Raw genomic sequence first — 17,816 nt, 5'->3', positions numbered from 1 at the left:
GAGGTGCTATGGGCCGGAAGGTGCGGCGATGTCGAGGGCCACGTGTTCCCCCCCTTCCCCGCCGCCTAGCCCAGCACCAGCGCGAAGATCAGCCCGCCCGCCCCGAGAAGCAGGAAGGGGCTGACGCGGGTGAGGATCAGCAGCGCGGTGGAGGCGGCGGCGACCGCCCAGGCCAGCGCCCCGCCCTCGGCGGCCTGCAGCAGGGTGAAGCCGGCCGCCAGGATCATGCCCGCCGCCACCGGCGCCAGCCCCAGTTCCACCGCCTTGGTCCAGGCCGCCCCGCGCGAGCGCCGCCAGAGATGCGCCAGCCCGAACACCAGCACCGAGGAGGGCGCGAAAAGGCCGAAGGAGGCGACCACCGCCCCGGCCCAGCCCGCCACCTGCCAGCCGACCATGGAGGAGAGCAGCGCCCCCGGCCCCGGCGTCATGCGCGAAAGCGCGAACAGGTTCAGGAAGTCGGCATCCGACATCCAGCCCTGCACCGGGACGACCTGGCGGTGCAACTCGGAGATGATGCTCTGGCCGCCGCCCACGGTCAGGAAGGAGAGCGGCAGGTGGATCAGCAGCAGGCGCAGCAGCGGGCCGTCGTTCATCACGCCCCCCGCCGCAGGCGCCAGGCGGACCAGGCGATGCTGACCGGCGCCATCGCCGCCACCACCCAAAGCAGCGGCAGCCCGGCCTGGAAAATGGCCAGGAAGGTGATCGCCATCACCGCGACCGGCACCACCCCCCGGGCGGCCCGCCGGGCGGCGCGCAGGCCCATCTGCAGCGAGAGGCCGAGCGCCGCCGCCGCCACCCCCGCCAGCACCTTGTAGGCGAGCGGGCTCTGCAGCAGCGTGCCGGAAAGCGCCACCAGCGCGACGGCGAGCAGCATCGGCGGCACGATCATGCCGAGGGCGCCGGCCAGCGCGCCGGGGCCGCCCCGCAGCCGGAAGCCGATCCAGATCGAGAGGTTCACCACGTTCACGCCGGGCAGCGCCTGCGCCAGGGCCAGGCCGCTGAGGAACTCGCCCTCGTCAACCCAGCGGCGGCGCTGCACGAACTCGCGCATCATCCAGCCGCTCAACCCGCCACCGAAGCTGGTCAGGCCGACGCGCGAGAAGGCCAGGAAGATCTCCAGGACCGCGGGAGCCGGTGCCTCCGCCTCCACCACCAGTGCCTCGCCATCCGCCATGCGCCGCGCCTCCCCCCTGAGCCGCCGCGCCGGACGACGGCCGCGTGACCCCTTTTTGTTGCTATACACCGCAGCCCAAAAGGCTTTACAGCCCGCCCTGCATGCTGCCTGCCCTGCGCGACACACTTGACCGGCTGCCGGAAACCCGCTGGCCGCGTCTGTGGCTGACCCTGCTCTGCCTGGCGCTCTGGCTGCCGGGCTTCTTCACCCTTCCCCCTGGCGACCGCGACGAAAGCCGCTTTGCCCAGGCGAGCCGCCAGATGGTGGACAGCGGCGACTATGTCCGCATCCGCTTAGGGCAGGAGGAGCGCAACAAGAAGCCCGCCGGCATCTACTGGGCGCAGGCCGCCTCGGTGCAGGCGGTGGAGGCGCTCGGCCTCGGCCACCGCGGCGAGATCTGGCCCTACCGCCTGCCCTCGCTGCTGGGCGCCTGGCTGGCGGTGCTGGCCACCTTCCACTGGGGGCGGGTGCTGGTCGGACGGCGCGCCGCCTTTCTGGCCGCCGCGCTGCTCGCCTCCTCGGTGGTGCTGGTGGTGGAGACCCATATCGCCAAGACCGACGCGGCGCTGCTCGCCACCGTCGCGGCGGCGATGGGGCTGCTCGGCCGCGCCTATCTGGCGCCGCCCACCTTCACCGCCGCCCAGGCGGCCGGATTCTGGGCGGTGCTCGGCGTCTCCATTCTGCTGAAAGGGCCGATCGGCCCGCTGGTGGCGTTGCTCGCCGGCGTCACCCTCGCGGCGGCCGACCGCGGCGCCCCCTGGCTGCGCCGGCTGCGGCCGCTCTGGGGCCTGCCGCTGATGCTGGCGGTCGCGGCGCCCTGGTTCGTCGCCATCGGCATCGCCACCGAGGGCCGCTTCTTCAGCGAATCGGTGGGCGGCGACATGCTGGCCAAGGTTTCCGCGGGCGAGGAGGCGCATGGCGGGCCGCCCGGCTATTACCTGCTGCTCTTCCCGCTCACCGCCTTTCCCGCCGCCTTTCTGGCGCTGCGGGCGCTGCCCGCCGCCTGGCGCGACCGGCTGAACCCGGGCACGCGCTTCCTGCTGGCCTGGGCCGCGCCCTCCTGGCTGATGTTCGAGGCCGTGGCCACCAAGCTGCCGCACTACGTGCTGCCCGCCTTTCCGGCGGTGATGCTGCTCGGCGCCGCCTGGGCGATGGACCCGCTGCGCCGCCCGGCGCCGCGCTGGCTGGCGGCCCTCGGCATGGGTCTCCTGGTCGTGGTGGCGGCGGCGCTCGGCATCGCGGCGGCCTTGCTGCCCTGGTTCGCCGACCACCGCCCCGACCCGGTGGCGCTGCTCGCGCTTCCCGCCGCCGGGCTGCTGGTCTGGGGCACCCTCGCGGCGCTGCGGCGGCGCGGCATCGCCCAGGCCGGGCTCGCCGCCGCGCTGCTGGCCGTGCCGCTCTACGCCGTGGTGCTCGGCGGCGTGCTGCCAAGGCTGACGGCGCCGTGGATCGGCCCGCGCCTCGCCGAGCTGCTGGCCGAGGCGGCCCCCTCCGGCGAGGTGCAGGGGCAGTTCGGCATTGTCGGCTACCACGAGCCCTCGCTGGTCTTCGCCACCGGGGCGGACACCACGCTGCTGCGCGACGGCGCGGCGGCAGCCGGGTTCCTGGCCGGGGCGCCCGGCCGCATCGTGGCGGTGAGCGACCGGGACAAGGCGGCCTTCTTTGCTGCGCTGGAGCAGCGCGCTCTGGCGGTGCGCAGCCTGGGCACAGTGGAGGGCTACAACTATACGCGTGGGCGGCGGTTAACCCTGCACGTGTTCCAGGGGGCGACATGATTGAGTGGATTACGCAGACCGTCGGCAGCGCCGGGGCGGCCGGTGTTTTCTTTCTGATGTTCCTGGAGAACCTGTTCCCGCCAATCCCGTCCGAGCTGATCATGCCGCTGGCCGGTTTCGCCGCCGCGGAGGGCCGGATGTCACTGGTGGCGGCGGTGGCCGCGGGCACCGCCGGCTCGCTGGTCGGCAACGGGCTCTGGTACGAGGTGGCGCGCGCCGTCGGCAGCCGCCGCATCCGCGCGCTGGTGGCGCGCCATGGCCGCTGGTTTGGCGTCTCCACGGAAGATATGGACCGGGCGGAGCGCGCCCTGCGGCGCTACGGCCCGGTGGCGCTGTTCTTTGGCCGCATGCTGCCCGCCATCCGCACCCTGATCTCGATCCCGGCCGGGCTGGCGGGGATTCCGCGACAGGTCTTCTATATCTGGACCTGCATCGGCAGCGCGCTCTGGGTGATGCTGCTGACCGCCGCCGGCTACCTGCTGCGCGACCAGTACCGCAAGGTGGAATCGGTTATCGAGCCGCTGAGCTACGTGGTCGTCGCGGGGATCGTGGGCGCCTATCTCTGGCATCTCTGGCGCACCCGCCGCTCGGCGCGCTGCTGAGAGCCAGGCGCCCGGGGAAGAGGCGGAACGGCGGGCTCAGATCACGTTGAAGATGAGCAGCAGGATGATGATGGGAATGGGGAGGCCCAGCAGCCACAGCAGGATGGAACGCATTGCCTTGTCTTTCCTCGCTCCGGCTGCAAGGCGGTGCCTGACACGCCACGCCCTGAATAGGGCCCGCAACAGCAGCGAGAACGTGGAAATTACCGTTCCGGTTGCGCGTCTTCCCCCTTTTTGGAAGCCTGGCGGGAAATCACGCCATGCGGGTGGAACCCAAGCTGAAGCGCGGCGTTGAAGAGGCTAGCCGCCCCCTTTGATCCAGCGGGGCGGCGAGACGAAAAAGGAGCTTCCGAATGCGCCAGTTCACGAGCCTGCCTGTTCTCGCGGCCTCGGCCGCACTGCTGGCCCTGGCCGCCTGCAACAACGGTCCGCCTCCCGGCACCGAGGCCACCCGCGCCCTCGACCGCGCGGCCGGCACCAATGTCTCTGGCGCCTATCCCTCCCAGTCCGACGGAACGCGGAGCAACCCCTCCGGCACCGAGGCCACCCGCGCGCTTGACCGCGCCGCCGGCACCAACACCTCCGGCGCCTATCCCTCCCAGTCCGACGGAACGCGGCGCAACCCCTCCGGCACCGAGGCCACCCGCGCGCTTGACCGCGCCGCTGGCACCAACACCTCCGGCGCCTACCCCTCCCAGTCTGATGGAACGCGGCGCAACCCCTCTGGCACCGAGGCTACCCGCACGCTTGACCGCGCCGCCGGCACCAACACCTCCGGCGCTTATCCGCAGAACAGCTCTTCCCGCTGACGAAAGGGGCCGGGGCGTCATGCCCCGGCTCAGCCATCGCTGCCACTTACCCATCAAGGCCGCGCGGGCGGAAGGCTGCCATGCCCTCCGCCCGCGCGGCCTTGGTGTTTCACGGGAATCAGCCGGCCGGCGCGCGCGCCGGCCGGCAGCAGGTCATGCCCAGCCGCGGCCGGCGATCAGGGAAACCAGGAACAGCACCAGGAAGATGACGAAGAGGATCTTGGCGATGCCGCTGGCGGCGGAAGCCACGCCAGTGAAGCCAAGCACGCCAGCCACCAGGGCAATAACAAGGAAGATGATGGTCCAGTAGAGCATTGCGGAGCGGTCCTTCCAATCAGGCAGCAGGAACACCGGCAGCAGAAGAAGTCCTCGTGGAGGACCCTCCCTCCGTCAGGCCCCCCAGCCGGTTCGGCCCGGTCCGCAGGGCCGCGATGCGGTCCGCCCGCTGCCTCCCGCCCTCCATCGCGGGCCCAGGCCGCCGAAGGCTTGGGCGGAGGGCCTGGGGGCGGTGCATGGCGTTGCTTCCCTTCGGTCAGGCCGGCCGGAAGGTCTGGGCCGGCAACGCCGAAGCAACGCCCTGCTTCAGCCGCCGGTTTCAGCCGATCGGCACGGTGGACGAGACGGCCTGATAGGTGGCGATGGCGAGTGCCAGCGGCTCGAAGGGCTTGCTGATGACGAAGGCGGGCTCGACCTGCTCGGCCGTCAGCAGGCGCTCGGGATAGGCGGTGACGAAGATCACCGGCACCTTCAACTGTTCCTGGATGCGGTTGACGGCGATGATGCCGTCCCCTCCCATGCCGAGATTGACGTCGGCGAGGATCAGTCCGGGATGCCGCTCCTGCGCCAGCTTCACCGCTTGCGTTTCCGAGGCCGCCACGCCGATCACCCGGTGCCCGCAGGCCTCGACGAGCTGGCGCACATCCATGGCGATGATGGGCTCGTCCTCGATCACCAGGATATTCGTGGCCGCGGCGCTGCGCAGGGCCTCGCGCGCCTCGGCCAGCTCGGTTTCCGCGACATCCAGCGGAACGCCCACAACGGTGGCGGCGTCATGGACCGGGAGCTCCTCCAGCGCGGTCAGCAGCAACAGCTGCCGGTGGCGCGCCGAAAGGTTGCTTCCGGCGGCCGGCACGGCAGGAGGCGGCGCCATGCGGGTGACGCCGGCATAAAGCGCGAGGCGGGCCGGCAGCGACGGCAGCCCCTCGCGCAGCGCCCCGGCCACCAGACCGTCGCCGGCGGCTTGGCTGCCGGTCAGCGCACGGGCATAGCGGCGGGCGTGCGGCAGGCATCGAAGCAGCTCGGCTTGCGTTACGGCGTTCATCTCGTGGCCCTCGTCTCGATCCTGTGATGCAGGAAGACCGCTAATGGAAGCTGATGGCAAATCACACTGACCCGATCCGCCCACGCTTGGCCGGGCTGCTGCCGGATCTGCGCGCCTTCGCGCGCTTTCTGGCGCGGGATCCCACGGCGGCGGACGATCTCGTGCAGGAGGCGATTCTGCGCGCCTTGCGCGCGGAATCGCAATGGGATCCGGAAACCAGCCTGCGGGCGTGGTTGTTTCGGATACTGCGCAACGCCTTTCTCGAGCAGATCAGGCGCCATGGCACCGAACGCCGCGTCCTGGCCCAGTTGCCGGCGTCGGACGCCCCGCAACCCGCCGCCCAGGAGGCGCAGCACGCGGTGTCGGACCTGGCCAGGGCGCTGGACATGTTGCCCCTGCCGCAGCGGGAGGCGCTGATTCTTGTTGGTGCGCATGGCCTCTCACATGAGGAGGCGGCCGCGGTCTGCAATGTGCCTGTCGGCACGGTGAAGGCGCGCGTGGCGCGGGCACGCGTGGCGCTCGCCCGCGGCGTGGCGCCGGATGGCCAGGAGGGAAGCATGGTCCGCCCTGGGGCGTGATCCGCGTGGGAAAAGGTTCAGGCATGGATTGCGCCGGTCACAAAGACCTGCCCGAAGAATGGTTCCATGCGTATTTCGGGTAACTGGCATGCAAATCATGAATGGATACGATGCAACTGGCTTCTTCGCTCGTGCATTGGTTCGACATGCAAGGCGAGCACAGCACGATGAACGACATGACCATCACCGAGGCGCGCACCGCCGCCGCCAGCACGGCCCCGAGCTTCCATGATCAGCTCGTCGCCATCCTTCCGCGGCTGCGGGTGCAGGCCGTGTCGATGACGCGCAACCGCGCCGATGCCGACGACCTCGTGCAGGCGGCGGTGAGCAACGCCCTGGCCGCGCAGCACAGCTTCACGCCCGGCACCAATTTTGGCGCCTGGATGTTCCGCATCCTGCGCAACCGTTTCCTGTCGGACATCCGCCGTCGCCGCGACACCTGCGACATGGACAACGCGCCTGCCGAGGCGCTGGCCCGTCCGGCCGCCCAGGAAGACAACCTGGCGCTGCGCGAGCTGCGCCGGCGCCTGACCGACCTGCCGCCGGATCATCGCACCGCGCTGATGCTGGTCACCGTCCAGGGCATGTCCTACGAGGAGGCCGCCGAGGCGATGGGTTGCGCCGTCGGCACCGCCAAGTGCCGCGTGTTCCGGGCGCGCCGCCAGCTCGAGGCTTGGCTGACCGGTGAGCCGCAGGGTAGCAAGCGCGGAACGGCACAGGCTCAGGCTGGTGAGAGCCGCCGCCGTGGTGGTACGCTGCGCAATGGAAGCTCTGCAAACGCGACGCGGGCGCTGCATGCGGGAAGCTGATGGACGAACGAACAGACAAGCGCATGTTGGCGGAACCGGCCGTCGAGACGGCCCCTTCGCGTCCCGAGCGTGCCCGTAAGGGCACGCCTGATGCGGCTTTCGACCTTTGGCTCCAGCGGGGGCTGCACGCGATGTACGATGATGTCGCGCGCGAGCCCATCCCGGAGGAACTTCTTCGGCTGATCGAGCAGGATCGGGCGCAGGACCCCAAGAAATGAAGCTGGCGGCGCGGCCGCAAAGGCCCGCCTTGCGCCAGATGCTTCGCGGCGTCCGTGGCCGCATGTTCCTTCTTCTGCTGGTGGCCAGCGTGCCCGTTGTCGGCATTGCCAGCGCCAATGCGATTCTCGGCTACGAAGCGGAGCTGGCTTCCGGGCGGCGCACCGCCACCATTCTCGGCGACGTCGCCGCCGCCCGCCATGGCGCGACCATCGAGACCTTGCAGCAGACGCTTGCAGGCCTGGCACGCCGGTCTGAGCTGGTGGCCGCTGGCGCCCAGTCCACGGGCTGCCCCCCTGTCGTGCGGGCCCTGCTTTCCCTCTACGCCGAGCGCTATGCGAATTTCTGGGTGCTCGACGCCGCGGGAAAGCTGGTCTGCAGCACGCAGCCCTCCCAGTCGGGTCGCTCGCTCCAGCAGACCGACTACTTCCGGATGGCCGCCACGGAGCGGAAATTCGTCCTGACCTCCTTCCGGCGCGACCCGGCCGGAGAGGCCGTCATCATCGGCGCCGTGCCGATCCTGGCCGGCGAAGCCTTGCAGGGGGTGGTTGCCGGCAGCCTGCTGCTCGACCACTTCATCCGCGACGAAGCGCGCAGCCAGGAGCGCGCCGCGCAACGCACTTGGCTGGTGGACCGCGGCGCCGTCCCGCTGCCGCTCACCCGCGCCGCTCCCCTCGACCTGCCACCGCCCGCCGTTCTGCAGCGGCTGATCCAGCAGCCCGGCGCGGTGACGGTGGAAGCGCGCGCCCAGGGCGGCGCCGAATTCGCCTATGCCAGCACGCCGCTGGCGCCCGGGCTGCGGCTGCTGGTCGGCCTGCCCACCGGCAGCATCCGCAGCGCCGCCAACGCCGTGCTGCTGCGCCGCGCCTTTGAGCTGGCGACCTTCCTGCTGGCCTGCCTGGTGGTCATTGTGGTGGGAGCGGACCTCGCCATCGCCCGGCCGTTGCGGCTGTTGGCGGGACGGGTGCGGAAATGGCGCCCTGGCGCTCCCTTCCGCAGCCAGCCCTTGCAGGGCGAGCCCGACGAGGTGCGGGCGCTGGAGCAGGCGGTGGCCGACGCCGCGCAGGCGATCAGCGGCCGCCAGGAGGAACTGCGCAGCGCCCTGCGGCAGCGCGACCTGCTGATGGCGGAAATCCATCATCGCGTGAAGAACAACCTGCAGATCGTCGCCTCGCTGCTGAACCTGCAGGCGGGCCGGCTGCGCGACCCGCGCGCCAAGGCGGAGTTCATCACCGCGCGGGACCGCGTGCAGGCGCTGGCGACGCTGCACCGCCACCTCTACACCAACCAGACCTTTGAGATGATCGCCCTGCGGCCCTTCCTGGAGGAGCTGGGGCAGCAGCTCTTCGCCGCGCTCGGGGAGCGGCCGGGCCAGCGCATCTCCCTGGTGGTGGAGGCGGACGAGCTGGAGATCGTCACCGACCAGGCGGTTTCTCTCGCCCTGCTGGTGACGGAAACGGTGACCAACGCCATCAAGCACGGCTTCCCCGACGCGCGCAGCGGCACCGTGACGGTGACGGTGCATGCCGAGGGCGATGCGGTGACCCTGACCGTGCGGGACGACGGGCTCGGCATGAAGCTGGACGACGAGGAAGCCGGCCAGGGCATCGGCCTGACGCTGATCCGCGGCTTCGCCCAGCATCTCGGGGGCGAGATCGAGATCCGCGGCGAGGGCGGCACCGAGCTGGTGCTTCGCTTCACCCTGCGCCGCCGGGAAGCCGAGGCCGCAGGCGACGAAAATCCGGCGGCCCCGCGCGGCGCCGCCGCCTGAGCCGCTCCCGCAGCCATTCGGGAGCCAGGGCGCAACCCTGAACTTGACCTTGCGTTGTCCGGGCTGACAGAGAAGGAATCATTGATGCGCAAGTTCTTCGTGGCCATTCTGCCGGTTATGGCTTTGCTGGGCCCGCTCGCCGCCTGCAGCCAGGGCCCGGCCGAGCGGACCGGCGAGAAGATCGACCGCGCCGGACAGAACCTGCGCGATGCCGTGGACCCGCCGAGCGGCCCGGGCGAGCGGATGGGGCGCAGCATCGACCGCGCGCTGAACTGACGGAACGGCCGGCGCCTCGCCCGGCGGGGCCGCCAGCCCTGCCGGCGGGGAAAGCCCGGAATGAACAGGGTCGCAGCCCTCCCGATGTCGGCGCGCGGGTGGGCGCCCTGACCGACCGCCCGGCACGGAACCGGGGCGGGCGGGTTTCAAGACCGCGCCGCACTCGTGCAGGAGGACCGCCATGAGCCGCTATCCGTCCGTCGACCTGGGCTCCATCGAGGAGCGCATCGCCGACCTGCGCCGCAAGGTCGAAACGCTGATGAGCGAGCAGGTGACCCCCGCCGTCTCCCGCGCCTCCGGCCGCGCCCAGCACCTGGCGCATGAGATGAGCGCCACCACCCGCCGCGAGGCCGAGCAGGCGCTCGGCGTGGTGCGCGAGCGGCCGGTGGCCACCATCCTGGTGGCGCTGGGAGTGGGCTACCTCATCGCCCGCCTGCTGCGGCGCTGAGGCGCGATGCGCGCATTCCGTCTGGCCGCCGCCGCCTGGGAGGCCGAGCGCGTCCTGCTGGGGCTGCAGGCACGCCGCATGGTGGGGCGCGCGGTGCTCGGCGCCATCGCCGCCATCCTGCTCTGCGCCGCCTTCGCCATGGCGCATGTGCTGATCTGGTTCGCCCTGGAGGGCTGGAGCCCGCTGGCGCGCGCCGCCTGGCTGACCAGCGGCGACCTGGTGGTCGCCGTGATCCTCCTCATGCTGGCGCTGCGCGACCGGCCGACCGCCCAGGAGATCGAGGCCCGGCTGCTGCGTGACACCGCCATGGCGCAGGCCAGGGCCAGCGTGGGGTTGGTGCCGTTGCTCGGCAGCGTCGCCCGTTCTTCCTGGATCGGCGTCATCGCCGGACTGGTGCGCCGCCGCCGCGCCCCGCGCTGACCGCCGGCTGCCGGGGCGCAGGCCCCGCGGCCGGTGCCTTTTCCACCGGGAAAGCCGCGCTCGAGCGGATCCCGATCAGGTGGAATCGACGGATCGGGTGAAGGCCCTCTTCAAATCAATGAAGCCGGTGCGTTCGGAACGCGCCAGGGCAAACGGGAGCCGCCCGGGCGCCCTGATCGCAAACTCCTCCGGACTTCGGGACCAGGGGACCAGGCTTCGCTTTCAGGGGCCTGCCGGGCCGCTGCGTTCGTGGATGGACCCGCGAACCTCGCGGGCAGGACACTCGTCGAGCAGGCGACGCAGCAGGCGCACGAGCACCGCGCGCTCGCCGCCGGAAAGCGGGGCCAGGAGCTGATCGTTGGCGCGGCGCCCCTGGCCGACGGCCTCGGACAGCACCGCTTCGCCGGCGGCAGCCAGCGAAAGCACCACGGTGCGGCGGTCCAGCGGGTCGCGGCCCACCTCCACCAGCCCGCGGTCACGCAGCCGTGCAACAACACCCTGGATGGTCGCGGGGTCCAGCGCCACGGCACGCCCGAGGGCGTTCTGCGTCGCCTGCCCCAACTCGGCAAGCTTCAGAAGCGTGGCGAACTGGGTGGAGGTGAGGCCGCCGACGGCGCCGCGGTCCTGGAACAGCGAGGCATGCCGCTGGTGCGCCCGGCGCAGCAGGTGACCGACCGACTCGTCGAGGCGGTAGGCCGGCGGATTGGGAACAACGGTTTCCTGGTTCCGCACCGCATCAACCAGGAGCGCCAGATCATGATCGGTGATGGCTTCGCACCTCCGTCGGAAGAGTGACCGCAGCCACCTTCACGCCAGGGGGCGGGCGCGTCAACCTTCCCCCGTTGCGCCGGAGGCGCGGGTTACTCCTGCAGCAGCAGGCGGTAGCCCGAGAAGGCCAGGGCCAGGCTGCCCAGCGCGGCCGCTGCGAACGCGGCACGGTCGGCGTGCCACATCAGGCGCTCGGCCAGGACGGAGGCCAGCTGCTGGCGTCCGCGCGACCCACGCAGCCGTTGCGCGCCCTCGCCGGCCAACACGGCCAGCTGCCTCCACAGGGCGGTGCGCCGCAGGTCCTGCCGCGGCACCTGCAGCGCGGCACCCCAGAGGCCCAGCCAGGTCGCCGCCGTCAGCAGGGCGCCGCTCTGCAGCGCCAGCAAGGGCCGGCTGGCCAGCGCGAGCATGACGAGCGCGATGCCGAGCGCGATGCAGCCGAGAACCCGGCGAATCGAGTGGTCAGCCAAAGTGCGGAGCGTATCCATCGAGGCCCCCTTCCCTCCGCATGCTGACGCCCCGCACACGAAGATGCCAGTTGCTTTTGTGCCGCCCAACGCCCGGAACGCTCTCCGCGGTGGGTCCACCCGTAAGCCGGTCTCGCCGCACGGCGCCTTGCCGGAGCACCCGGAATGGCGTGGCGGCACGGCCTGCTGGCGATATGGGGGGAACATCGCTTCCTGGAAAGCGTTGCAGGCCCGCTGCATGGCTGTGCCGCCCGGAGCGGCGCTCCTCGCGGAGCGGCGAAATCTGTTGCGCTTCCGAAGGCAGGTCTGATGAATAATGGGGCTGCCGCAGCGAAGCCGCCAGGCCCCCCACCCCGCGCCCCTTCCGGGCCAGGGCGCGAGGGCTGGCCCGGATGCCCGCGCAGGGTGGCCCAACAGGAAGAAGCTTCAACGGAGAAGCCCGGTGCGCGCAGGCGCGCGGCCGGGAACGGGTAGGGGATAGTTCACAGATGCGCGCCACCATTCCGAAATCAGATGCGGCGATCCGGCCGATGACGCGCGAGGAGAAGAAGGTCATCCTGGCCTCCTCACTCGGCACGGTGTTCGAGTGGTATGACTTCTATCTCTACGGCTCGCTGGCGGCCTTCGTGGCCGCCAAGTTCTTTACCGTGCTGGGCGATGACGGGCGCCCGATCTTCGACGAGACGACCCGCAACATCTTCGCCCTGCTGGCCTTCGCCGCCGGCTTCCTGGTGCGGCCCTTCGGCGCGCTGGTGTTCGGCCGGCTGGGCGACCTGGTGGGGCGGAAATACACCTTCCTCGTCACCATCCTGATCATGGGCGCCTCGACCTTCCTGGTCGGCATCCTGCCCACCGCCGCGCAGATCGGCATCCTCGCCCCCATTATCCTGCTGGTGCTGCGCTGCCTGCAGGGCCTGGCGCTGGGCGGCGAATACGGCGGCGCCGCCACCTACGTGGCCGAGCATGCCCCGCATGGCCGCCGCGGCTTCTACACCAGCTTCATCCAGATCACCGCCACGGGCGGCCTGTTCCTTTCGCTGTTCGTGATCCTGGGCACCCAGGCGATCACCGGCGCCGAGGCCTTCCGCGAATGGGGCTGGCGGGTGCCCTTCCTGGTTTCCGTGGTGCTGCTCGGCATCTCCGTCTGGATCCGGATGCAGATGCAGGAAAGCCCGGCCTTCAAGAAGATGAAGGAGGAGGGCACCCAATCCAAGGCGCCGCTGACCGAGGCCTTCGGCCAGTGGAAGAACGCCCGGGTCGCCATCGTGGCGTTGTTCGGCCTCGTCGCCGGCCAGGCGGTGGTCTGGTACACCGGCCAGTTCTACGCGCTGTTCTTCCTGGGCAACGTGCTGAAGGTGGACAGCTACACGACCAACATGCTGATCGCCTGGGCGCTGCTGCTCGGCTCCGGCGGCTTCGTCCTCTTCGGCTGGCTGTCGGACAAGATCGGCCGCAAGCCGATCATCCTGGGCGGCTGCCTGCTGGCCGCGCTGACCTACTTCCCGCTGTTCAAGCTGCTCAGCGCCGAGGCCAACCCCGCCCTCTATGCCGCCCACACCAACATCCCGGTGGTGGTGCAGGCGGACCCGGCCAACTGCTCCTTCCAGTTCAACCCGACCGGCACGGCGCGCTTCACCAACTCCTGCGACATCGCCAAGGCCGCGCTGGCCCGGCTCTCGGTGAACTACCATGTCGAGGAGGCGCCGGCCGGCAGCGCCGCCGTGGTGCGGGTGGGCGACGCCACCGTCTCCTCGACCGACGCGAACTTCGCGCAGGCGGTCACCGCCGCCGTCGTCGCCGCCGGCTATCCCGCCGCCAGCAACCCGACGGTGGTGAAGGTCAACCACCCGCTCGACATCTTCAGCGGCCGCAAGCTGCTGCTTATCGGGGTGCTGACCCTGATGGTGATCTACGTCACCATGGTCTATGGCCCGATCGCCGCGGCGCTGGTCGAGCTTTTCCCGACCCGGATCCGCTACACCTCGATGTCGCTGCCCTACCACATCGGCAACGGCTGGTTCGGCGGCCTGCTGCCCGCCACCTCCTTCGCCATGATCGCACAGACCGGCGACGTGTATTACGGCCTCTGGTACCCGGTGGTGATCGCCCTGGCCACGGTGGTGATCGGCACCTTCTTTGTGCCCGAGACCAAGGACCGCGACATTTTCGCGGAGGACCTGGCGGAAACCGCGCCCCGCAGCGCGGCGCGCGCCCGCATCTGACGGCCCGGCCGGGAGCCCAGCGCGGCTCCCGGCCTCCCTTCCCGGCGCCCGGCGCCGCTCCCGCCCGCCTGCCTCCTTCTCCGGATCATGCCGCCGGCGGCGGGGCTGCGCACCCGGCGGCCTCCCCCCTTCCTCCGCACGCCCTCTTGCGCCGCATATGAAGCACATCCTACTCCTTGCGCCCCGCAGCAGCGCAGCATGGCAGTGTCCAAAGAGAGCACCCCCCCCTCGGCGAGCCGTCCCCTCACTCCCGCACTCCTGCTCGGCGTGCTCGGCGTGGTCTATGGGGACATCGGCACCAGCCCGCTCTACGCGCTCCGCGCCTCCCTCCTGCACTTCGCCGCCGACGGGCTGGAGCGCTGGGAGATCCTGGGCGTGCTGAGCCTGATCTTCTGGTCGCTGGTGCTGGTGGTCACGGTGAAATACGTGCTGCTGGTGATGCGCGCCGACAACCGCGGCGAAGGCGGCATCCTGGCGCTGATGGCGCTCGCGCAGCGCGTCGGCCGCGGCGAGCGCGGGCGCCAGCTCATCATGCTGGTGGGCATCGCCGGCGCCGCGCTGTTCTTCGGCGACGGCACCATCACCCCCGCCATCTCCGTGCTCTCGGCGGTGGAGGGCCTGAAGGTGATCTCCCCCGCCTTCAGCGACCTCGTGATCCCGATCTCGCTCGGCGTGCTGCTGGCGCTGTTCCTGGTGCAGTACAAGGGCACCCACAGCATCGGCCGGGTCTTCGGCCCGGTCACCGCCCTCTGGTTCCTCAGCCTCGCCATCCTGGGGCTGGTCGAGATCGTGCGCGAGCCGGTGGTGCTGCTGGCCCTTTCGCCGCATTACGCCATCGAGTTCTGCATCCGCTACCATCTGGCCGCCTTCGTGGCGCTGGGCTCGGTGGTGCTGGCGGTGACCGGCGCCGAGGCGCTCTACGCCGACATGGGGCATTTCGGCCGTCGCCCGATCCAGCTCGTCTGGCTCGTCGCCGTGCTGCCGGCGCTCACGCTGAACTATTTCGGCCAGGGTGCGCTGCTGCTGGCCGACCGCGCCGCGCTGGAGAACCCCTTCTACCTGCTGGCGCCCCACTGGTTCCGCCTGCCGCTGGTGGTGCTGGCCACCTGCGCCACCATCATCGCCAGCCAGGCGATGATCTCGGGCGCCTTCTCGATCGCCCGGCAATGCGTGCAGCTCGGCTTCCTGCCGCGCCTGGTGGTCTGCCACACCTCCGAGACCGAGGAGGGGCAGATCTACATGCCGCAGATCAACTTCGCCCTGCTGGCCGGCGTCATCATCCTGGTGCTGGCCTTCCAGGACTCGGACAGCCTGGCCGCCGCCTATGGCCTGGCGGTGACCGGCACCTTCCTCTGCACCTCGACGCTGGCCGGACTGATCTTCCGCCGCCAGTTCGGCTGGTCCCGGCCCGCCGTCGCGGCGGTGGTGGTGCCGCTCTTCCTGCTCGACGCCGCCTTCTTCATCTCCAACGTGCTGAAGGTGCCGGATGGCGGCTGGGTGCCGCTGCTGCTCGGCTCGGTCATGTTCGTGCTGATGCTGACCTGGCGGCGCGGGCGCGAGCTGCTCTTCGCCCGCTTCCGGCAGGACAGCCTGCCGCTGAAGTCCTTCCTGGCCCGCCTGCCGCAGTCGCGCACCATCCGCGTGCCGGGCATCGCCGTCTTCATGACCGGCCAGGCCGACTACGTGCCCAACGCCCTGCTGCACAACCTCAAGCACAACAAGGTGCTGCACGAGCGGGTGCTGTTCGTCACGGTGGAGAACACGGATGTTCCCCTGGCCCCCCAGCGGCGCGAGGTGACCGAGCTGGCGCCGGGCATCCACCGCGTCATGCTGCGCTACGGCTTCCAGGAAAGCCCGAACATCCCGCGCGAGCTGGAGGCGCTGCGCGAATACGGCATCGAGTTCGAGCCGATGCAGGCCAGCTACTTCCTCGGCCGCGAGACCCTGGTGGCCGCCGCCGCGCCGAAGATGGCCACCTGGCGCCAGTGGCTGTTCTCCGTCATGAGCCGCAACGCCATGCCGGCCACCGAGTTCTTCCGCATCCCGAGCGACCGCGTGGTCGAGCTCGGCGTCCGCGTCGCCATCTGAACATGGCGCCGCCGCGCCTGCTGCTGGTGGGCGCGGGCGGCCATGGCCGCGCCGTGCTCGCCGCCCTGCGGGACGCCGGCTGGCCGCTTCCCGCCGGCGTGCTGGACGATGACCCCGCCTGCCCCGGCCTGCCCGGCGTGCCCTGGCTCGGGCCGGTTGACCGCGCCGCGGCATTGCGGGCAGAGGGACTTGGCGCCGCGCATGTCGCACTCGGCGGCAATGCGCGGCGGCGGGAACTGGGGGAGCAGCTCCTGGGCCTAGGCTTCGACCTGCCGCCCGTCCGCCACCCTACGGCCGTGCTGGCCGAGGATGCCCGGCTGGGCGCCGGAAGCGTCGCCATGCCGCGCGTGGTGCTCGGCGCCGCCGCAACCGTCGGGCGCCACGTCATCCTCAACACCGGCAGCATCGTCGAGCATGACTGCGAGCTGGCGGCGGCCTGCCACATCGCTCCGGGCGCCGTCCTTGGCGGCGGGGTGCGAATCGGGGAGGCGGCCATGGTCGGCATCCTCGCGGGCATTCGGCCGGGCATCAGGATCGGTGCCGGGGCGACCATTGGCCTCGGCGCCGCGGTGGTGGCGGATGTCCCCGTCGGCAGCGTGGTGGGCGGCGTGCCGGCCCGGCCCGTGCGGCAGGGAGCGCCTCCCCCCGCACGCCCGCCGGGGGAATAGCTTCCCCGCCTCCGCCGCCCGTCAGCGCGTGGGCAGGACGTCGGCCGGCCGGATGCTCATGGCCATCGCCAGATAGCCGGCGCGGTTCGGGTGCAGCTTGTCGCCCGGGCCGCCCATGGTCGACTCGGGCACCATCTCGGGCTTCAGGCCGCCGCTCGCCGGGTCCCGTGTCGCCGTGTCGAAGTCCACGACCGCGTCGAACAGGCCGGAGGTGCGGATGAAGTCGTTCAGGCCGCGGCGCTTCTCGTCCTGCTCGGCATGGCCATGCGCCGGGCTGGTGCTGCCGAGCGCCGGCGTCACCGTGGCGCCCACCAGCCGCACCCCGGGGATCGCCTCGCGCAGGCGCTGCACGCCCTGCCGCATCCCGTCCTGCACCGCCTCCAACGAGGCATTGCCGTTGCGGCTGAAGTCGTTCGTGCCCTCCAGCCAGATCACCGTGCGGATGCCCGAGAGGCTGGCGATGTCGCGGTCCAGTCGGGAGAGCGCCGAGGGACCGCCGGGGAAGGGCTTGTCCGGCCCGTACTCGGCCGGGCCGACCACCTGATTGCCGCCGATCCCGGCATTGATCACCGCCACGCGGTTGCCCATCGCCGCCTTCAGCCGGCGCTCCAGCACGTCGGGCCAGCGGTCGTCGCCGTTCAGCGTGGAGGCGGTGCCGTCGGTGATCGAGTCGCCGAAGCACAGGATCACCGGCGTGCCGGCCGGCGCCATCATGTCCAGCGCATCCAGGAAGAACCAGGAAGTGGTGGAGAAGGGGAAGGCCGCCTCCCCCTCGTCCTGCCCCTGCGCGCCGGCGCCGGGCGCGGTGAGGTAGGAGGTCTGCAGCGCCTTGGCGTGCCAGGTCATCGGCCCTGAGCGGTCGGCGACATGGAAGGAGACGGCCAGCTTGCGGCCCATCAGCAACGGACTGTCCGGATCGGCGGCGAAGGCCAGGTCCACCGGGTCCGACCAGGCCTGCCCGCCCGGCGGGATGGTGACGCCCTCCTGCCCGCCGAAGCGCACCGGCGCATTGCTGCCGGGCACCAGGGCGGCGCCGCCCAGTTGCAGCCCAACATGGGCGCCGTCGATTCGCAGCGGCTGCGTGCCGAAGGCATTGGTGAAGCGCAGCCGCGCCTGCCGTCCCCAGAGGCTGGGGCGGAGCACCAGGCGGAAGGTCTGGTCGCGTGCCCCCTGCTGCGGCTCGGGAAAGGTGAAGGACTGGTTCGGCTGCGCTGAAGGATTGCCGACGGGATAGGGCCCATGGGCCGACGCGGCCCAGGCCGTGGCCCAGGCCGTGGCACCCGCTCCCGCGGGTTGTGCGGAGGCCGGGGCGGTGAGGCCGAAGACGGTTGCGAGCATCATGCCCTGTGCGAGTTCTCTGCGCTTCATGGCGGTCCTCCTGCACGGCTCTCCGGCCGGCGGGCA

General features: G+C 71.2%; 20 protein-coding genes. 13 read left to right on the top strand and 7 right to left on the bottom strand.

Annotated features, from left to right (window positions below; all coding sequences use genetic code 11):
- Positions 1–65 precede the first annotated feature (65 nt).
- Positions 66–593 carry a chromate transporter gene (locus E0493_RS06380; RefSeq protein ID WP_160936096.1) on the bottom strand — a complete coding sequence of 176 codons (528 nt, stop codon included), beginning with the start codon at positions 591–593 and terminating at the stop codon, positions 66–68.
- The gene (locus E0493_RS06375) at positions 593–1,174 is read right to left on the bottom strand and encodes a chromate transporter (RefSeq protein WP_160936095.1); all 582 of its coding nucleotides are present in this window, start codon (positions 1,172–1,174) and stop codon (positions 593–595) included. The genes E0493_RS06380 and E0493_RS06375 overlap by 1 nt, the downstream gene beginning before the upstream one ends.
- Before the next feature lie 101 nt (positions 1,175–1,275).
- Here E0493_RS06375 and E0493_RS06370 point away from each other — a divergent pair, with 101 nt between their 5' ends.
- The 3 genes from E0493_RS06370 (at position 1,276) to E0493_RS06360 (ending at position 4,360) form a co-directional block, all read left to right on the top strand.
- Positions 1,276–2,949 carry an ArnT family glycosyltransferase gene (locus E0493_RS06370; protein WP_160936094.1) on the top strand — a complete coding sequence of 558 codons (1,674 nt, stop codon included), beginning with the start codon at positions 1,276–1,278 and terminating at the stop codon, positions 2,947–2,949.
- Positions 2,946–3,551: a DedA family protein gene (locus tag E0493_RS06365; protein ID WP_160936093.1), complete on the top strand. Its 606-nt coding sequence runs from the start codon at positions 2,946–2,948 to the stop codon at positions 3,549–3,551. Before E0493_RS06370 ends, E0493_RS06365 begins: the two co-directional genes overlap by 4 nt.
- Positions 3,552–3,904: 353 nt before the next feature.
- Complete coding sequence (locus E0493_RS06360; protein WP_160936092.1) at positions 3,905–4,360, top strand: hypothetical protein; 456 nt, start codon at positions 3,905–3,907, stop codon at positions 4,358–4,360.
- Positions 4,361–4,513: 153 nt separating this feature from the next.
- On the opposite strand, the gene E0493_RS06355 is transcribed toward E0493_RS06360, so the two are convergent.
- Both E0493_RS06355 and E0493_RS06350 read right to left on the bottom strand, forming a co-directional pair.
- Positions 4,514–4,675: a DUF1328 domain-containing protein gene (locus E0493_RS06355; RefSeq protein ID WP_160936091.1), complete on the bottom strand. Its 162-nt coding sequence runs from the start codon at positions 4,673–4,675 to the stop codon at positions 4,514–4,516.
- Between the two features lie 280 nt (positions 4,676–4,955).
- The gene (locus E0493_RS06350) at positions 4,956–5,681 is read right to left on the bottom strand and encodes a response regulator (protein ID WP_160936090.1); all 726 of its coding nucleotides are present in this window, start codon (positions 5,679–5,681) and stop codon (positions 4,956–4,958) included.
- A gap of 53 nt (positions 5,682–5,734) precedes the next feature.
- Between E0493_RS06350 and E0493_RS06345 the strand changes: the two genes are divergently transcribed.
- From E0493_RS06345 to E0493_RS06315, 7 genes are all read left to right on the top strand, one after another.
- The gene (locus E0493_RS06345) at positions 5,735–6,259 is read left to right on the top strand and encodes a sigma-70 family RNA polymerase sigma factor (protein ID WP_202396947.1); all 525 of its coding nucleotides are present in this window, start codon (positions 5,735–5,737) and stop codon (positions 6,257–6,259) included.
- Positions 6,260–6,426: 167 nt separating this feature from the next.
- The gene (locus E0493_RS06340) at positions 6,427–7,068 is read left to right on the top strand and encodes a sigma-70 family RNA polymerase sigma factor (protein WP_160936228.1); all 642 of its coding nucleotides are present in this window, start codon (positions 6,427–6,429) and stop codon (positions 7,066–7,068) included.
- Positions 7,068–7,286 carry a NepR family anti-sigma factor gene (locus tag E0493_RS06335; RefSeq protein ID WP_160936088.1) on the top strand — a complete coding sequence of 73 codons (219 nt, stop codon included), beginning with the start codon at positions 7,068–7,070 and terminating at the stop codon, positions 7,284–7,286. The genes E0493_RS06340 and E0493_RS06335 overlap by 1 nt, the downstream gene beginning before the upstream one ends.
- A gap of 62 nt (positions 7,287–7,348) precedes the next feature.
- Entirely contained in the window at positions 7,349–9,055 is a 1,707-nt protein-coding gene (locus tag E0493_RS06330; RefSeq protein WP_160936087.1) for a sensor histidine kinase, read from the top strand.
- A gap of 84 nt (positions 9,056–9,139) precedes the next feature.
- On the top strand, positions 9,140–9,331 hold the full coding sequence (locus E0493_RS06325) for a hypothetical protein (protein WP_160936086.1): 192 nt from the start codon (positions 9,140–9,142) through the stop codon (positions 9,329–9,331).
- Between the two features lie 181 nt (positions 9,332–9,512).
- A complete protein-coding gene (locus E0493_RS06320; protein WP_160936085.1) occupies positions 9,513–9,779 on the top strand; it encodes a hypothetical protein in 267 nt (88 codons plus the stop codon).
- Positions 9,780–9,785: 6 nt separating this feature from the next.
- Positions 9,786–10,199 carry a hypothetical protein gene (locus tag E0493_RS06315; RefSeq protein ID WP_160936084.1) on the top strand — a complete coding sequence of 138 codons (414 nt, stop codon included), beginning with the start codon at positions 9,786–9,788 and terminating at the stop codon, positions 10,197–10,199.
- A 222-nt stretch (positions 10,200–10,421) separates the two neighbouring features.
- Here the strand turns inward: E0493_RS06315 and E0493_RS06310 are convergent, their stop codons facing one another.
- Positions 10,422–10,931, bottom strand: coding sequence for a MarR family winged helix-turn-helix transcriptional regulator (locus tag E0493_RS06310; protein ID WP_160936083.1), 510 nt, complete (start codon positions 10,929–10,931; stop codon positions 10,422–10,424).
- Positions 10,932–11,059: 128 nt separating this feature from the next.
- On the bottom strand, positions 11,060–11,455 hold the full coding sequence (locus E0493_RS06305; RefSeq protein WP_160936082.1) for a hypothetical protein: 396 nt from the start codon (positions 11,453–11,455) through the stop codon (positions 11,060–11,062).
- Between the two features lie 467 nt (positions 11,456–11,922).
- Here E0493_RS06305 and E0493_RS06300 point away from each other — a divergent pair, with 467 nt between their 5' ends.
- The 3 genes from E0493_RS06300 (at position 11,923) to E0493_RS06290 (ending at position 16,412) form a co-directional block, all read left to right on the top strand.
- The gene (locus E0493_RS06300) at positions 11,923–13,656 is read left to right on the top strand and encodes an MFS transporter (RefSeq protein ID WP_202396946.1); all 1,734 of its coding nucleotides are present in this window, start codon (positions 11,923–11,925) and stop codon (positions 13,654–13,656) included.
- A gap of 198 nt (positions 13,657–13,854) precedes the next feature.
- Positions 13,855–15,744 (top strand): potassium transporter Kup, encoded by a 1,890-nt coding sequence (locus tag E0493_RS06295; protein ID WP_160936081.1) that lies wholly within the window; start codon positions 13,855–13,857, stop codon positions 15,742–15,744.
- Between the two features lie 2 nt (positions 15,745–15,746).
- On the top strand, positions 15,747–16,412 hold the full coding sequence (locus tag E0493_RS06290; protein ID WP_160936080.1) for an acetyltransferase: 666 nt from the start codon (positions 15,747–15,749) through the stop codon (positions 16,410–16,412).
- Positions 16,413–16,433: 21 nt separating this feature from the next.
- On the opposite strand, the gene E0493_RS06285 is transcribed toward E0493_RS06290, so the two are convergent.
- Complete coding sequence (locus E0493_RS06285; protein ID WP_202396945.1) at positions 16,434–17,780, bottom strand: GDSL-type esterase/lipase family protein; 1,347 nt, start codon at positions 17,778–17,780, stop codon at positions 16,434–16,436.
- Positions 17,781–17,816 lie beyond the last annotated feature (36 nt).

The sequence above is a fragment of the Teichococcus coralli genome, from assembly GCF_009829925.1.
In the GTDB taxonomy this organism is placed as follows: Bacteria; Pseudomonadota; Alphaproteobacteria; order Acetobacterales; family Acetobacteraceae; genus Pseudoroseomonas; species Pseudoroseomonas coralli.
This window is presented reverse-complemented; position numbering and strand designations above follow the sequence as displayed.